The sequence below is a fragment of the Pseudomonas sp. FG47 genome, assembly GCF_057809115.1.
The window spans coordinates 1-12,367 of record NZ_JBMDJI010000031.1; the positions used below are offsets into that span (position 1 = coordinate 1).

The window sequence follows — 12,367 nt, forward strand, 5'->3', positions numbered from 1 at the left end:
TCCTACGGGCCGGTGTCGGTCACTCAACTGTAGGAGCCGGCTTGCCGGCGAACACTGGCACCGCCGCTGCCCGCCATCGCGGCGCCTGGGGTGATGGCGGATGCCCGATACACCCCAGGCGTCACCCCAGCATGGGCCTTGAACACCCGCTGGAAGTGCGCCTGGTCGGCAAACCCCAGGCGGTAGGCAACCTCCGCCAACGCCTGACCCTGGCGCAGCAGTGCGCGCGCCTGGTTCACCCGGGCGTTAAGCAGGTAAGCATGGGGCGTCAGCCCTGTGGCGGCGGCAAAGGCGCGAATCAGCTGGTAACGCCCCATGCCGGCCCGCTCGGCCAACTGCCCCAGGCTCGGCCCGTCCAGCGCTTGCGCCTCGAGCCGCCCCAGCAGTTCGCGCAGCAGCGACGGTTGCAGCGCTGGCGCCGGCAGCAGGGCCGGGTGGGCGGAAAAATCCTGGTCGCCGACGAACGCCACCAGCGCGGCCTCTTTCTCAAGCGTTGACGCCGCTGAAAACAGCAGCGCGTTGAGTGCACAGAACTGTCGATAGACAGCCCTCGATCGCACGATCCGTGCCGCGGCCCCCGGCTCTGCGGCGGCCACCCCCGACTCCAGGCGCAGGTTGCGCAGCCATTGGGCATCCAGGTGCAGCATCTGGTAGCTCCAGGCCTGTCCTGGCTCGGGATTGCAAGCATGCACCCGCTCGGCAGGCACCAGTACCAAGGTGCCCGGGGTCAGGCGCACCTCACCCTCGCCAGCGCCGGTAAAACGGCTGAACCCGGCGTCCACCGCGCCGATGGATAAACTCGGGTGGCTATGGGCCCGGTAACAGGCGCGGCTATGGCAGGCGCGGCGGCTTTCGACATAGGGCAGGGCCGGATCGTGCCAGATTTCGCTGCGGTGAGGGGACATGGCCGGCGACCTGGAGGCTGGCGGAAAATCGCAGTCTACCTGCTGGCCACTGTGCCGGTCATTCAGCTCGTCGCTGTGCTTGACGCCATGACCCGACGGGCGCGACGCTGCGGGCCCGTGAAGGAGAATAAGAATGGACCTGTCGAGCCTGCTGCTGTTCATCCCTGCCTGTTTTGCCCTGAACATGGCCCCCGGGCCGAACAACCTGCTGTCGCTGCACAATGCCAGCCGCTATGGCCTGCGCACCGCCTGTGTGGCTGGCGCCGGGCGCCTGTTGGCCTTCAGCGGCATGATCGCCCTGGCGGCCATGGGCCTGGCAGTGGTGCTGCATACCAGTGAATACCTGTTCCTGGCGATCAAGGTGCTGGGCGCCGGCTACTTGTTCTACATCGCCTGGCAGTTATGGCGGGCACCGGTGGTGCAGGCCGCAGCCACCGGCGAGCAGCCTCGCGGCACCTGGAAGCTGGCGCGCCAGGAGTTTTGGGTGGCGGCGGGCAACCCCAAGGCCATCCTGATCTTCACCGCGTTCCTGCCGCAGTTCGTTTCGGTGGGCAGCACCGTCCCGGTCGGCGAGCAGTTCCTACAATTGGGCGCGCTGTTCCTGTTGCTGGAGTGGGCGGCCATTGCCATCTATGCCGGGCTCGGTGCCTACCTGCAACGCTGGTTCGAACGGCCTGGGCCGCGTCGGTTGTTCAACCGGGTCAGCGCTGCGCTGCTGGGCTGCGCGGGCCTGGGCCTGTTGGCCGCGCGCCGCTGACGGGCTGATCCGCTGTTTTGACTGCCAGGTGATGCTTGCGCCGCTGCCCGGATGCTGGGATTTTTACCGGTCAATGCCCGCAGAGGTGCCGGGTATCAAGCGGTGGGCACGTCCCAGGAGCCAAGTGTGAAGTGGTGGAACAAAGCAGGCCAGCAGGATAAGCAAATCAACGACCTGAACAATGCGTTGCAACAGGTGCGCGAGCAACTGGTCGAAGCGCAACGGCGTGCCGCCGCCGCCGAGGCGCAGGCCACCCTGTTGTCGCAGGAGAACCAGGTGCTCACCCGTCTGGCGGGCAACTTGTCGGCGTTTTCGCAGTCCCTGGAAATGACTCAGACCTCGTTCGCCAGCCTGGCCCACAGCATGGAGCAGGAGCGCGAGTACGCCATTCGCATCCAGGGCATCGCCAGCAATAACCAGAGCAGCATCGATGCGATCGCCGACAACCTCGAGCAACTGGCCGATGCTTCTGGCGAGGCATCGGAAAAGGTCGGCAAACTCGACCACCAGGCCCAGCAGGTTGGCGGTGTGCTGGAAATCATCCGCGAGGTGGCGGACCAGACCAACCTGCTCGCCCTGAACGCGGCCATCGAGGCGGCGCGAGCCGGTGATGCCGGGCGCGGTTTTGCCGTGGTGGCCGACGAAGTCCGGACCCTGGCCCGGCGTACGGCCGACGCCACCGCCGAAATCGGCACGCTGGTCTCGGCGATTCGTGCCGACAGTGCGCAAAGCCGGGGCCACATTGCCAGCCTGGCCGAACAGTCTTCGTCCTACAGTGCCGTGGGCCAGTCCGCGGCCAGCACCATGCGCCAGTTGCTGGATATGTCGACGGTGGCGGAAAGCTCGGCATCGGTGTCGGCGCTGCGCAGTTTCTGCGAGTTGGCCAAGCTCGATCACCTGCTCTACAAGTTTCGCGTGTACAAGGTGTTGTTCGGTGTGTCGCAGGAGGGGCTGGCGGACTTCACCGACCACACCGGTTGCCGTCTGGGCAAGTGGTACCGCGAGGGCGATGGCGCCCGGCACTATGCCCACCTGGCCGGCTATCCGGAGATCGACGCGCCCCACGCAGCCGTGCACCGTGGGGCGTTCGATGCGCTCAATGCCCATGTGGCGGGGGATACCGCGGCCATGCTCAAGGCCGTGGCCGACATGGAACGCGCCAGCCTGGGGGTGCAGGAGGGGTTGGAACGGGTGGTGGCCAGCGGCGAGCAAGCGCCGGCCCTGCTGCAGCGGCGGGCTTAGTCGCGGTAGAAGGTCTGCACCAGGTGGTAACCGAACTTGCTCTTGATCGGGCCGTGCACCACGCGCAGGGGCTTCTTGAAAATAACCTGGTCGATGGCGCCGACCATCTGCCCCGGGCGCACTTCGCCCAGGTCGCCGCCGCGCTTGCCCGACGGGCAGGTGGAGAATTTCTTCGCCAGCACGTCGAAGGCCTCGCCGTTGGCGATGCGCTGCTTGAGTTTCTCGGCCTCTTCAGCGGTCTTGACCAGGATGTGGCGAGCTTGGGCTTTCATGGTGGGGTCCCTGTGTTGCGGCGCAAAAAGGGCGCCATTATGCCGCGTCGGGGTGCAAGCGCAAGCGCGCTGGCGATCGGCTCAGCGCAGTTCCGCACGGTCGCGAAACTGCTCCAGCGCCTCGGGATTGGCCAACGCGTCGGTGTTCTTTACCGGTAACCCGTGCACCACATTGCGAATCGCCAGCTCCACCAGCTTGCCGCTGAGGGTGCGGGGAATATCGCTGACCTGGACGATCACCGCCGGCACATGGCGCGGCGTGGCGAACTGGCGGATCACCTGGCGGATGCGCTGGCGCAGCGAGTCGTCCAGTTGCAGGCCGTGACCCAGGCGCACGAACAGCACCACGCGCACGTCGCCTTGCCAATCCTGAGCGATGGCCACGCTTTCCAGCACTTGCTCGACCTTCTCCACCTGCCGGTAGATCTCCGCGGTGCCGATGCGCACACCACCGGGGTTGAGCACGGCATCGGAGCGCCCATGGATGACCAGCCCGCCTGTCGGCAGTTGCTCGGCATAGTCGCCCTGGCACCAGACCCCCTCGAACTGGCTGAAGTACGCCTGGTGATAGCGGCTGCCATCGCGGTCGCCCCAGAAGCCCAAGGGCATCGAGGGGAAGGGATGGATGCACACCAGTTCGCCTTTTTCGCCGGTGACCGGCTGGCCCTTCTCGTTCCACACCTGCACCGCCATGCCCAGGCCCTTGCCGGCGATTTCACCACGGCGCACCGCCAGCAACGGGTTGCCGAGCACGAAGCAGGCGACGATATCGGTCCCCCCGGACATCGACGCCAGGCACAGCTCGGCCTTGAATTGGCGGTATACATAGTCGTAGCTGTGGGGCGACAGCGGCGAGCCGGTGCACAGCATCAGCCGCAGGCTGTCCAGCCGATGGGAGCTGGCCGGCTTGACCCCGGCCTGTTCCAGCGCCGCCAGGTACTTGGGGCTGGTGCCGAAGGCGTGGATGCCTTCGGCGTCGATCAGGTCCAGCAGGCGCTCGGGCCCAGGGTGCAACGGCGAGCCATCGTACAGCACCAGGGTGGCACCTACTGCCAGGCCGCTCACCAGCCAGTTCCACATCATCCAGCCGCAGGTGGTGTAGTAGAACAACACCTCGTCGGCCTTCAGGTCGTTGTGCAGGCCGTGCTCCTTGAGGTGCTGCAATAGCACGCCGCCGGCGCGGTGGACGATGCACTTGGGCACGCCGGTGGTGCCGCTGGAATAGAGGATATACAGCGGATGGTCGAAGGGCAGGGCGGTGAAGGTCGGACTGCCGCCGGGCTGGAAGAAGTCGTCCCACAGCGTGGTCGGCACCGGGCCGAATTCATCGGCACGGGTGACGGCGCGACTGTGCGGCAGCACCAGCAGGTGCTGCAGTTGCGGCAACTGGGCGATTACCTGGTTGAGCGTGTCGACCTGGTCGAAGGTCTTGCCGGCATACTGGTAGCCGGCGCAGGCGATCAACACCCGCGGCACGATCTGGCTGAAACGGTCGATGATGGCGTGGGCGCCGAACTCTGGCGAGCAGCTGGACCACACCGCCCCAAGGCTGCTGGCGGCGAGCATGGCGACCAGGGTCTGCCAGGTGTTGGGCATTATTGCCGCAATGCGATCGCCGGGCTGGATGCCGAGCTGGCGCAGGGCCTGTTGCAGCCCGGCCACCTGGGCGGCCAGCTGGTTGTGGGTGAGGCTGTGGCGGCTGCCATCCTCGCCCACGGCGACCACGGCCGGGCGGTCGTCGCGACGTTGCAGCAGGTGTTCGGCGAAATTCAGGGTGGCGCCAGTGAACCAGCGGGCATCGCTCATCTGCGGGCCTTCCACCAGGGCGCTGCTGGGCGGGATGTGCCAGCGCACCTGGAAGTATTCAGCCAGGGCCTGCCAGAACTGTGCGCGTTGCTCGATGCTCCAGCGATGCAGGGCGGGGTAGTCGTCCAGTTGCAGGTTGAAACGCAAGTTGACCCAGCGGCGGAAGGCGTCCATCCGGCTGGCTTCGATCTGGCGGGTGGTGGGGCGCCAGAGTACGTCGTGCATGTCAGGAGCCCTCAAAGGTAGGGTGGCCGCAGGTAGGCGCCGGCCAAGGCCGGTGCCATCCTCCTTTCACTCTAGCCGTTTCACTGCGCCAGCCAACCGCCATCGACATTCCAGGCCGCGCCGCGCACCTGGCTGCCGGCCTCGCTGCACAGGAACAGCGCCAGTTCGCCGAGATGGCGAGGGGTGACGAAGGCCTGCGATGGCTGCTTTTCCGCCAGCAGGTCGTGTTGTGCTTGCAGCGGGTCGCCGCCATTGCCGGCGCGATCGTCGATCTGTTGCTGCACCAACGGCGTCAACACCCAGCCGGGACAGAGGGCATTGCAGGTGACGTTGCTGGTGGCGGTTTCCAGGCCGATCACCTTGGTCAGGCCGACCACGCCATGCTTGGCCGCCACGTAGGCGGCCTTGCCGGTGGAGCCGACCAGCCCGTGCACCGAGGCGATGTTGATGATCCGCCCCCAGCCCCGCGCCCGCATGCCCGGCAGCGCCAGGCGGCTGCCATGGAACACCGCCGAGAGGTTCAGCGCGATGATCTTGTCCCAGGCCTCGACCGGGAACTGTTCGACCGGCGCCACGTGCTGGATACCGGCATTGTTGACCAAAATGTCCACGGCGCCGAATTTACGCGCGGCCATGGCGAACAGCTGTTCGATCTGCGCCACGTCGGCCAGGTCGGCCGGATGATGGGCAACGTTCACGCCGTGCCGGGCGATTTCGGCGATGGCCGGTGCCGGGTCGCCGAAACCGTTGAGCAGGATGTTGGCGCCGGCCTCGGCCAATACCTGGGCGATCCCTAGGCCGATGCCGCTGGTGGAACCGGTGACCAGTGCGGTCTTGCCTTTGAGCGTCATGCTGTTCTCCTTCATACGATGCCGGTGGCGTAGAACGTGGCGATGACCACGAACACCGCCAGGGTCTTGATCAGGGTAATGCCGAAAATGTCCTTGTACGCCTCGCGGTGGGTCAGCCCGGTCACCGCCAGCAGGGTGATCACCGCGCCGTTGTGCGGCAGTGTGCCCATGCCGCCGCTGGCCATGGCGGCGACCATCAGCAGGGCCAGGGCGGCGAGGGCGATGAGCACGGTCATCGAGGGGTCTCCAACTGTTGTTTTTATGGTTGGATTCGCTGTTGGCGATATTCGTGCCAATTGTGTAACTAGTTGATTTTATTGGGTAAATATTTAATTTTTAGCAAATTTGTCTCGATCTTGAGACGTTCGTCCATCCCCTGTAGGAGCCGGCTTGCCGGCGAACACCGGCATGGCCGGTGTCATCCATCGCGTCGTCTGGTTCGCCGGCAAGCCGGCTCCTACAGGGGGGCGTCTCTATTCGGAAACTAAACTCTCATTATTGAGACGAAATGCCCAGCGCGACCATTTTCTTGTACAGCGTCGAGCGCCCCAAGCCCAATGCCTGCGCCGCTTGCGGCACACTCCCGGCATTGCGGGCGAGGGCATCGACAATCCCCCCCGCTCGAACTGAACACAGGCCTCGCGATAACTCAACGACGGCGCGGCGACCTGCACCGGGCTTACCGGGCCCAGCGCATTGGCCAGGTCCTGCGCGCTCAGCCGCGGCTGGTCCGCCAGCAAGGTCGTGCGCTCCAGGACATTGCGCAGCTCGCGAATATTTCCCGGCCAGGCATGGCGCCCCAGCAGCGCCTGGGCCTCAGGTTCCAGCTCATACTGGCTGCCCAGCTCGGCGAGGATTGCCTCGCACAAGGCCGGCAGGTCCTCCAGGCGCTCGCGCAGCGGCGGTACCTCGATCGGCAGCACATTCAGCCGGTAGTACAGGTCGGCGCGGAACGTCCCCTGGGCCATGGCCGCCTGCAGGTCGATGGAGGTAGCGGCGATGATCCGCACATCGCTGCGCAGCATCTGGTTGGAGCCCACCGGCTCGTACTCCTTCTCCTGCAGCACCCGCAGCAGCTTGCTTTGCAGGGCCAGGGGCATGTCGCCGATCTCGTCCAGAAACAGCGTGCCGCCCTCGGCCAGTTGCAGCTTGCCATTGCGGCCCTTGCGCTCGGCGCCGGTGAAGGCGCCGGGGGCGGTGCCGAAGAATTCGGCCTCGAGCAAGGTTTCCGGGATTGCCGCGCTATTGATGCTGACGAAGGCCTTGGGCGCCCGTGGCGAGGCGGCGTGGATGTCATGGGCCAGCAGTTCCTTGCCGGTGCCGGTCTCGCCCAGCAGCAGTACCGGCGAGTCGCTGGCGGCGCCACGTCTGGCCCGGCGCTTGGCCTCCAGGCAGGCGGCGCTGCTGCCGACGAACTGGGCGAAGCTGTAGCGCGCCTGGCGCGCGCAGTTGCGAGCGGGTGCTGGCCAGCTCCTGCTGCAGGGTCGCATAGCGCTTGAGCAGCGGTGACAGGCTGCGCAGCTCGTCGAAGAGGGCAAAACCGATGGCGCCGATCAGCGCGCCATGGTCGTCATGGATCGGCAGGCGCATCACCACCAGCGGCTCGTTGGCGGTGTCGAGCATGTCCAGCAGGATCGGCTTGCTGTTGCTCACCACCTCGCGCATCAAGCTGCCTGGGATCACCGCCTCGCAGGGCTGGCCGATGGCGCTGGCGGCGTCGGCCAGGCCGAAGCGCCGGGCATAGCGCTCGTTCATCCAGACGATGCGCGCCTGGCGGTCGACGATCACCGTGCCCTCGCTGGACTGTTCGATGATCTCGAACAGCGAGCGGATCGCCAGTTGCCGGGCCTGGAGGTAGTCCTTGAGGTTGTCGTGTATCGAAGCTGTCCGTTGATTCATGATTGCCACTCCTACAGGGATCGTGTCGTGGCTATCGTCGTGGATCGAAGGCCTCGCGCAGCGCATCGCCGATCAATACCAGCAACGACAGGATCAGCGCCAGGGCAAAGAACGCGGTGAAGCCCAGCCAAGGCGCTTCCAGGTGCTGCTTGCCCTGGGTCACCAGCTCACCCAACGAGGCGCTGCCCGCCGGCATGCCGAAGCCAAGAAAGTCCAGCGCGGTCAGGGTGGTGATCGCCCCGGTGAGCATGAACGGCACATAGCTCAGGGTTGCGTTCATGGCATTGGGCAGGATATGCCGCAGCATCACCTGGGTGTCCGGCAAGCCCAATGCCCGCGCGGCCTTCACATACTCCAGGTTGCGCCCGCGGAGAAACTCGGCGCGCACCACATCGACCAGGGCGAGCCAGGAGAACAGCGCCATGATCCCCAGTAGCCACCAGAAATCCGGCTCGACGAAACCGGACAGGATGATCAGCAGGTACAGCACCGGCAACCCCGACCACACTTCCAGCAAACGTTGACCGAGCAGGTCGACCCAGCCGCCGTGGTAACCCTGCAGGGCACCGGCGGTCACGCCGATCAGCACGCTGAGCATGGTCAAGGCGAAGGCGAACAGCAGCGACACCCGGGTGCCGTACAGCACCCGCGCCAGCACATCGCGGCCCTGGTCGTCGGTGCCCAGCCAATTGACCGTGCTCGGTGGGCTGGGGGTGGGCACCTGCAAGTCGTAGTTGGGCGTGTCGGCGCTGAACGGGATCGGCGCGAACAGCATCCAGCCGCCCTGGCCCTCGATCAGCTGGCGCACGTACTGGCTGCGGTAATCTGGCTGGAAAGGCAACTGGCCGCCGAACTGCTGCTCGGTATAGCGCTTGAGCGCAGGGCTATACAGCTCGCCCTGGTAGCCAAGCAGCAGCGGCTTGTCGTTGGCCACCAGCTCGGCGCCGAGGCTCAGTAGCAGCAACGCGGCGAACAGCCACAGCGAGCCCCAGCCAAGGCGATTGCCACGAAAGCGTTGCAGGCGGCGCCGAGCGATGGGCGAGAGCATCAGCGGCCCCTCGTGTCGAAGTCGATGCGCGGGTCGAGCAAGGTGTAGCACAGGTCACCGATCAGGCGGATGAGCAAGCCGGCCAGGGTGAAGATGAACAGCGTGCCGAACACCACCGGGTAATCCCGCGACACCGCCGCCTCGTAGCTCAGGCGCCCCAGGCCGTCGAGGGAGAAGATCACCTCGATCAGCAAGGAACCGGCGAAGAACACCGTGATCAAGGCCTGCGGCACCCCGGCCACCACCAGCAGCATGGCGTTGCGCAACACGTGCCCGTACAGCACCCGGCGCTCGCTCAGGCCCTTGGCCCGGGCGGTGACCACGTACTGGCGCGAGATCTCCTCGAGAAAGGCGTTCTTGGTCAGCAGGGTCAGGGTGGCGAAGCCACCGATCACCAGCGCGCCCACCGGCAGCACCAGGTGCCAGAAGTAGTCGGCCACTTTGCCCAACAGGCTGAGCTGGTCGAAGTCGTCCGACACCAGGCCGCGCACCGGGAACCAGTTGAGCGAGGTGCCGCCGGCGAATAGCACGATCAGCAGCAAGGCGAACAGGAACGAGGGCAGGGCGTAACCGATGACGATCAACGCGCTGCTCCAGGCATCGAAGCGGCTGCCATGGCGGACGGCCTTGCGTATGCCCAGCGGGATCGATACCAGGTAGGTGATCAGCGTCGTCCAGAAGCCCAGCGACAAGGTGACCGGCAGCTTGTCGAGGATCAACTCGGTGACCTTGGCGCCGCGAAAGAAGCTCTGGCCAAAATCCAGCCGCGCGTACTGGCCGAGCATCAGCCACAGGCGCTCGGGGGCGGACTTGTCGAAACCGTACTGGTGCTTGATCTGCTCGATCAGTTTCGGGTCCAGGCCACGGCTGGCCCGCGAGCCGCCCTGGAGCGCCTCGACCCGTGCGCCCGGCGCGCCGCCGCCGATGCCCTGCAGGCGCGCCACGGCCTGCTCAACCGGCCCGCCAGGCGCGGCCTGGACGATGGCGAAGTTGACCAGCAGGATCGCCAGCAAGGTCGGGACGATCAGCAGCAGGCGGCGCAGGATATAGGCGGTCATGGCGTTTTTCCCTGACGCGCGGCCAACTGCTCACGGGTCAACGGCGTTGGGCTGATCTCCCACCAGGTGTCCAGGCCTTCGTCATAGGCGGCCTGGATCTTGGGCAGGCCGAAGCGGTTCCACCACACCGTCGAGCTGCCAGGCGGGTAATAATTGGGGATCCAGTAGTAGTTCCATTGCAGCACCCGGTCCAGGGCATGGGCATGGCGCAGCATGTCGGCTTGTGTGCTGGCCCGTGCCAGGCCGTCGAGTAGATGGTCCACGGCCGGGTCCTTGAGCACCATCAGGTTGTTCGAGCCGGGGTCGTTGGCCGCGGCCGAGCCAAAATAGGTGTACAGCTCGCTGCCCGGCGACAGGGTGACCGGGTAACCGGTGACGACCATGTCGTAGTCGCGGGCCATCACCCGGTTGACGTACTGCGCCGCGTCTATGTTGCGGATGTTCAGCTCGACGCCGATCTGCGCCAGGTTGCGTTTCCACGGCAGCAGCAGGCGCTCCATGCCCGACTGGCCATTGAGGAAAGTGAAGCTCAGCGGCTCCCCCGCCGCATTCACCAGGCGGTCGCCCTGGGGCTGCCAGCCTGCCGCCTCGAGCAGGGCAAGGGCCTGCAGTTGTTGCTTGCGGATGATGCCTGAACCGTCGGTGACCGGGGCGTTGAACACCTGGCTGAACACCTCGTCCGGCACCTTGCCGCGCAGCGGCTCGAGCACCTTGAGCTCGTCGGCGTCGGGCAGCGCCCGGGCGGCCAGCGGGGTGTTGGAGAACAGGCTCTGCTGGCGGATGTACAGGTTGCGCATCATCTGCCGGTTGCTCCACTCGAAGTCCCAGAGCAAGGCCAGCGCCTGGCGCACCCGACGGTCCTTGAACTGTGGCTTGTCCAGGTTGAACACGAAACCCTGGGCGATCTGCGGCTTGGCCGGGCCCAGGTGGGCGCGGCGCAGGCGACCGTCGTCCAGCGCCGCGCCGTTGTAGCCCAGGGTGTAGGCGGTGGCGGAGTATTCGCGGTTGTAGTCGTAGCCGCCGCCCTTGAGCACCTGGCGGGCGACTTCGGTGTCTCCGAAGTACTCGATGCGGATCCGCGCGAAGTTGTACAGGCCGCGGGCCACCGGCAGGTCCCGGGCCCACCAGTTGGGGTCGCGCTCGAAGGTGATGCTGCGGCCATTGTCGATCCGGCCGATGCGGTAGGGACCGCTGCCCAGCGGCTGGTCGAAACCGGCGCCGTTGGCAAAATCACGTTGCTGCCAATCGTGTTCGGGCAGCACCGGCAGGCCTGCCAGTTCCAGGGGCAGGGTGCGGCCATGGCCCGGCTTGAAGTCAAAACGCACCTGGCGCGGGCCTTCGACCGTCACACCGCTGACGTCGGTGAACTGCGTGCGGTACTTCAGGCTGCCCTGGCCCATCAGCACATCGAAGCTGAAGCGCACGTCCTCGGCACGCACCGGCTTGCCGTCGGCGAACGTGGCCCGTGGGTCGAGGTAGACCCGCAGCCAGGCATCCTCGGGGCCGCGTTCCAGGCGCTGGGCGATCAGGCCGTAGACCGTGTAGGGCTCGTCGAGCGAGCGCAGCGCCAACGGCGCGTACAGCCAGCCATCGACCTGGCTGACGCCGGTGCCGTTGTCGATGTACGGCAGGACATGGTCGAACTGGCCAATCTCCATGGCCGAGCGGCGCAGGCTGCCGCCCTTGGGGGCCGCCGGGTTGACGTAGTCGAAGTGGTGGAAGTTCGCGGGGTAGCGGGGGGCTTCACCGTAGACGGTGAGGGCGTGGGTCGGGGCGGCGTTGGCCATGCATGACAACAGCAGGCCGCAGAGGCCCTGCAGGAGCGCAGTCAGCCGCGATAGCGTCCTCCCAGGCGACTTTGCCTGCCCTGACGCATTCGTGGATGAATCCGCTCCTACAAGGCCGGTCATCGTCTGCGATGACTTAGTCCTGACGGCTGGTCACTTCCAGCAGGTGGTAACCGAACTGGGTCTTCACCGGGCCCTGCACCACGTTCAGCGGCGCGCTGAACACCACGGTGTCGAACTCCTTGACCATCTGGCCTGGACCGAACAAACCCAGGTCGCCGCCCTGGCGGCTGGACGGGCACGTGGAGTTGGCCTTGGCGATTTCGGCGAAGTCGGCACCGCCTTCGATCTGGGCCTTGAGTTCGTTGCACTTGTCTTCGCTGCTGACGAGGATGTGGCGGGCAGTGGCGTGGGCCATGGTGATGCTCCTTGTGGATGAAGGCGCAAGCCTAGCGCAAAGCGCGCGTGCTGTCTGTTGCAAGCGACAGCTCCAAGGCGCTTTACCTAGCATTTCTGT

Annotated in this window: 10 protein-coding genes and 3 pseudogenes; 3 read left to right on the forward strand and 10 right to left on the reverse strand. The window is 66.1% G+C overall.

The window, feature by feature from the left end:
* Positions 1 to 23: 23 nt before the first annotated feature.
* Positions 24 to 905 carry a helix-turn-helix transcriptional regulator gene (locus ACODS5_RS19370; protein ID WP_489109419.1) on the reverse strand — a complete coding sequence of 294 codons (882 nt, stop codon included), beginning with the start codon at positions 903 to 905 and terminating at the stop codon, positions 24 to 26.
* A 133-nt stretch (positions 906 to 1,038) separates the two neighbouring features.
* Here ACODS5_RS19370 and ACODS5_RS19375 point away from each other — a divergent pair, with 133 nt between their 5' ends.
* The 3 genes and pseudogenes from ACODS5_RS19375 (at position 1,039) to ACODS5_RS19385 (ending at position 2,904) form a co-directional block, all read left to right on the forward strand.
* Positions 1,039 to 1,662, forward strand: a complete 624-nt coding sequence (locus ACODS5_RS19375; protein WP_134693511.1) for a LysE family translocator — start codon at positions 1,039 to 1,041, stop codon at positions 1,660 to 1,662.
* 528 nt (positions 1,663 to 2,190) lie between these two features.
* Positions 2,191 to 2,433, forward strand: a pseudogene (locus tag ACODS5_RS19380) (methyl-accepting chemotaxis protein); the annotation flags it as partial.
* Positions 2,434 to 2,484: 51 nt separating this feature from the next.
* Positions 2,485 to 2,904: a CZB domain-containing protein gene (locus ACODS5_RS19385; RefSeq protein ID WP_256660321.1), complete on the forward strand. Its 420-nt coding sequence runs from the start codon at positions 2,485 to 2,487 to the stop codon at positions 2,902 to 2,904.
* On the opposite strand, the gene ACODS5_RS19390 is transcribed toward ACODS5_RS19385, so the two are convergent.
* From ACODS5_RS19390 to ACODS5_RS19430, 9 genes and pseudogenes are all read right to left on the reverse strand, one after another.
* The gene (locus ACODS5_RS19390; RefSeq protein ID WP_133323846.1) at positions 2,901 to 3,176 is read right to left on the reverse strand and encodes a peptidylprolyl isomerase; all 276 of its coding nucleotides are present in this window, start codon (positions 3,174 to 3,176) and stop codon (positions 2,901 to 2,903) included. The genes ACODS5_RS19385 and ACODS5_RS19390 overlap by 4 nt on opposite strands.
* An 81-nt stretch (positions 3,177 to 3,257) precedes the next feature.
* Positions 3,258 to 5,207, reverse strand: coding sequence for an acetoacetate--CoA ligase (locus tag ACODS5_RS19395; protein WP_489109420.1), 1,950 nt, complete (start codon positions 5,205 to 5,207; stop codon positions 3,258 to 3,260).
* Between the two features lie 80 nt (positions 5,208 to 5,287).
* Positions 5,288 to 6,058 (reverse strand): 3-hydroxybutyrate dehydrogenase, encoded by a 771-nt coding sequence (gene hbdH / locus ACODS5_RS19400; RefSeq protein WP_489109421.1) that lies wholly within the window; start codon positions 6,056 to 6,058, stop codon positions 5,288 to 5,290.
* A gap of 11 nt (positions 6,059 to 6,069) precedes the next feature.
* A pseudogene (locus ACODS5_RS19405) lies at positions 6,070 to 6,261 on the reverse strand (GntP family permease); the annotation flags it as partial.
* 292 nt (positions 6,262 to 6,553) lie between these two features.
* Positions 6,554 to 7,957 (reverse strand): annotated as a pseudogene (locus ACODS5_RS19410) (sigma-54 interaction domain-containing protein).
* Between the two features lie 31 nt (positions 7,958 to 7,988).
* Positions 7,989 to 9,005: an ABC transporter permease gene (locus ACODS5_RS19415; RefSeq protein ID WP_489109422.1), complete on the reverse strand. Its 1,017-nt coding sequence runs from the start codon at positions 9,003 to 9,005 to the stop codon at positions 7,989 to 7,991.
* Positions 9,005 to 10,063 (reverse strand): microcin C ABC transporter permease YejB, encoded by a 1,059-nt coding sequence (locus ACODS5_RS19420; RefSeq protein ID WP_489109423.1) that lies wholly within the window; start codon positions 10,061 to 10,063, stop codon positions 9,005 to 9,007. The genes ACODS5_RS19415 and ACODS5_RS19420 overlap by 1 nt, the downstream gene beginning before the upstream one ends.
* On the reverse strand, positions 10,060 to 11,973 hold the full coding sequence (locus tag ACODS5_RS19425; protein ID WP_489109424.1) for an extracellular solute-binding protein: 1,914 nt from the start codon (positions 11,971 to 11,973) through the stop codon (positions 10,060 to 10,062). The genes ACODS5_RS19420 and ACODS5_RS19425 overlap by 4 nt, the downstream gene beginning before the upstream one ends.
* A gap of 13 nt (positions 11,974 to 11,986) precedes the next feature.
* A complete protein-coding gene (locus ACODS5_RS19430; protein ID WP_489109425.1) occupies positions 11,987 to 12,268 on the reverse strand; it encodes a peptidylprolyl isomerase in 282 nt (93 codons plus the stop codon).
* Between the last annotated feature and the right edge of the window lie 99 nt (positions 12,269 to 12,367).

What these genes read in the sequence shown, in the direction of transcription:
- ACODS5_RS19370 (WP_489109419.1), bottom strand. Translation starts at nt 905, where the DNA reads ATGTCCCCTCACCGCAGCGAAATCTGGCACGATCCGGCCCTGCCCTAT.
- ACODS5_RS19375 (WP_134693511.1), top strand. Translation starts at nt 1,039, where the DNA reads ATGGACCTGTCGAGCCTGCTGCTGTTCATCCCTGCCTGTTTTGCCCTG.
- ACODS5_RS19385 (WP_256660321.1), top strand. Translation starts at nt 2,485, where the DNA reads ATGTCGACGGTGGCGGAAAGCTCGGCATCGGTGTCGGCGCTGCGCAGT.
- ACODS5_RS19390 (WP_133323846.1), bottom strand. Translation starts at nt 3,176, where the DNA reads ATGAAAGCCCAAGCTCGCCACATCCTGGTCAAGACCGCTGAAGAGGCC.
- ACODS5_RS19395 (WP_489109420.1), bottom strand. Translation starts at nt 5,207, where the DNA reads ATGCACGACGTACTCTGGCGCCCCACCACCCGCCAGATCGAAGCCAGC.
- hbdH (WP_489109421.1), bottom strand. Translation starts at nt 6,058, where the DNA reads ATGACGCTCAAAGGCAAGACCGCACTGGTCACCGGTTCCACCAGCGGC.
- ACODS5_RS19415 (WP_489109422.1), bottom strand. Translation starts at nt 9,005, where the DNA reads ATGCTCTCGCCCATCGCTCGGCGCCGCCTGCAACGCTTTCGTGGCAAT.
- ACODS5_RS19420 (WP_489109423.1), bottom strand. Translation starts at nt 10,063, where the DNA reads ATGACCGCCTATATCCTGCGCCGCCTGCTGCTGATCGTCCCGACCTTG.
- ACODS5_RS19425 (WP_489109424.1), bottom strand. Translation starts at nt 11,973, where the DNA reads ATGACCGGCCTTGTAGGAGCGGATTCATCCACGAATGCGTCAGGGCAG.
- ACODS5_RS19430 (WP_489109425.1), bottom strand. Translation starts at nt 12,268, where the DNA reads ATGGCCCACGCCACTGCCCGCCACATCCTCGTCAGCAGCGAAGACAAG.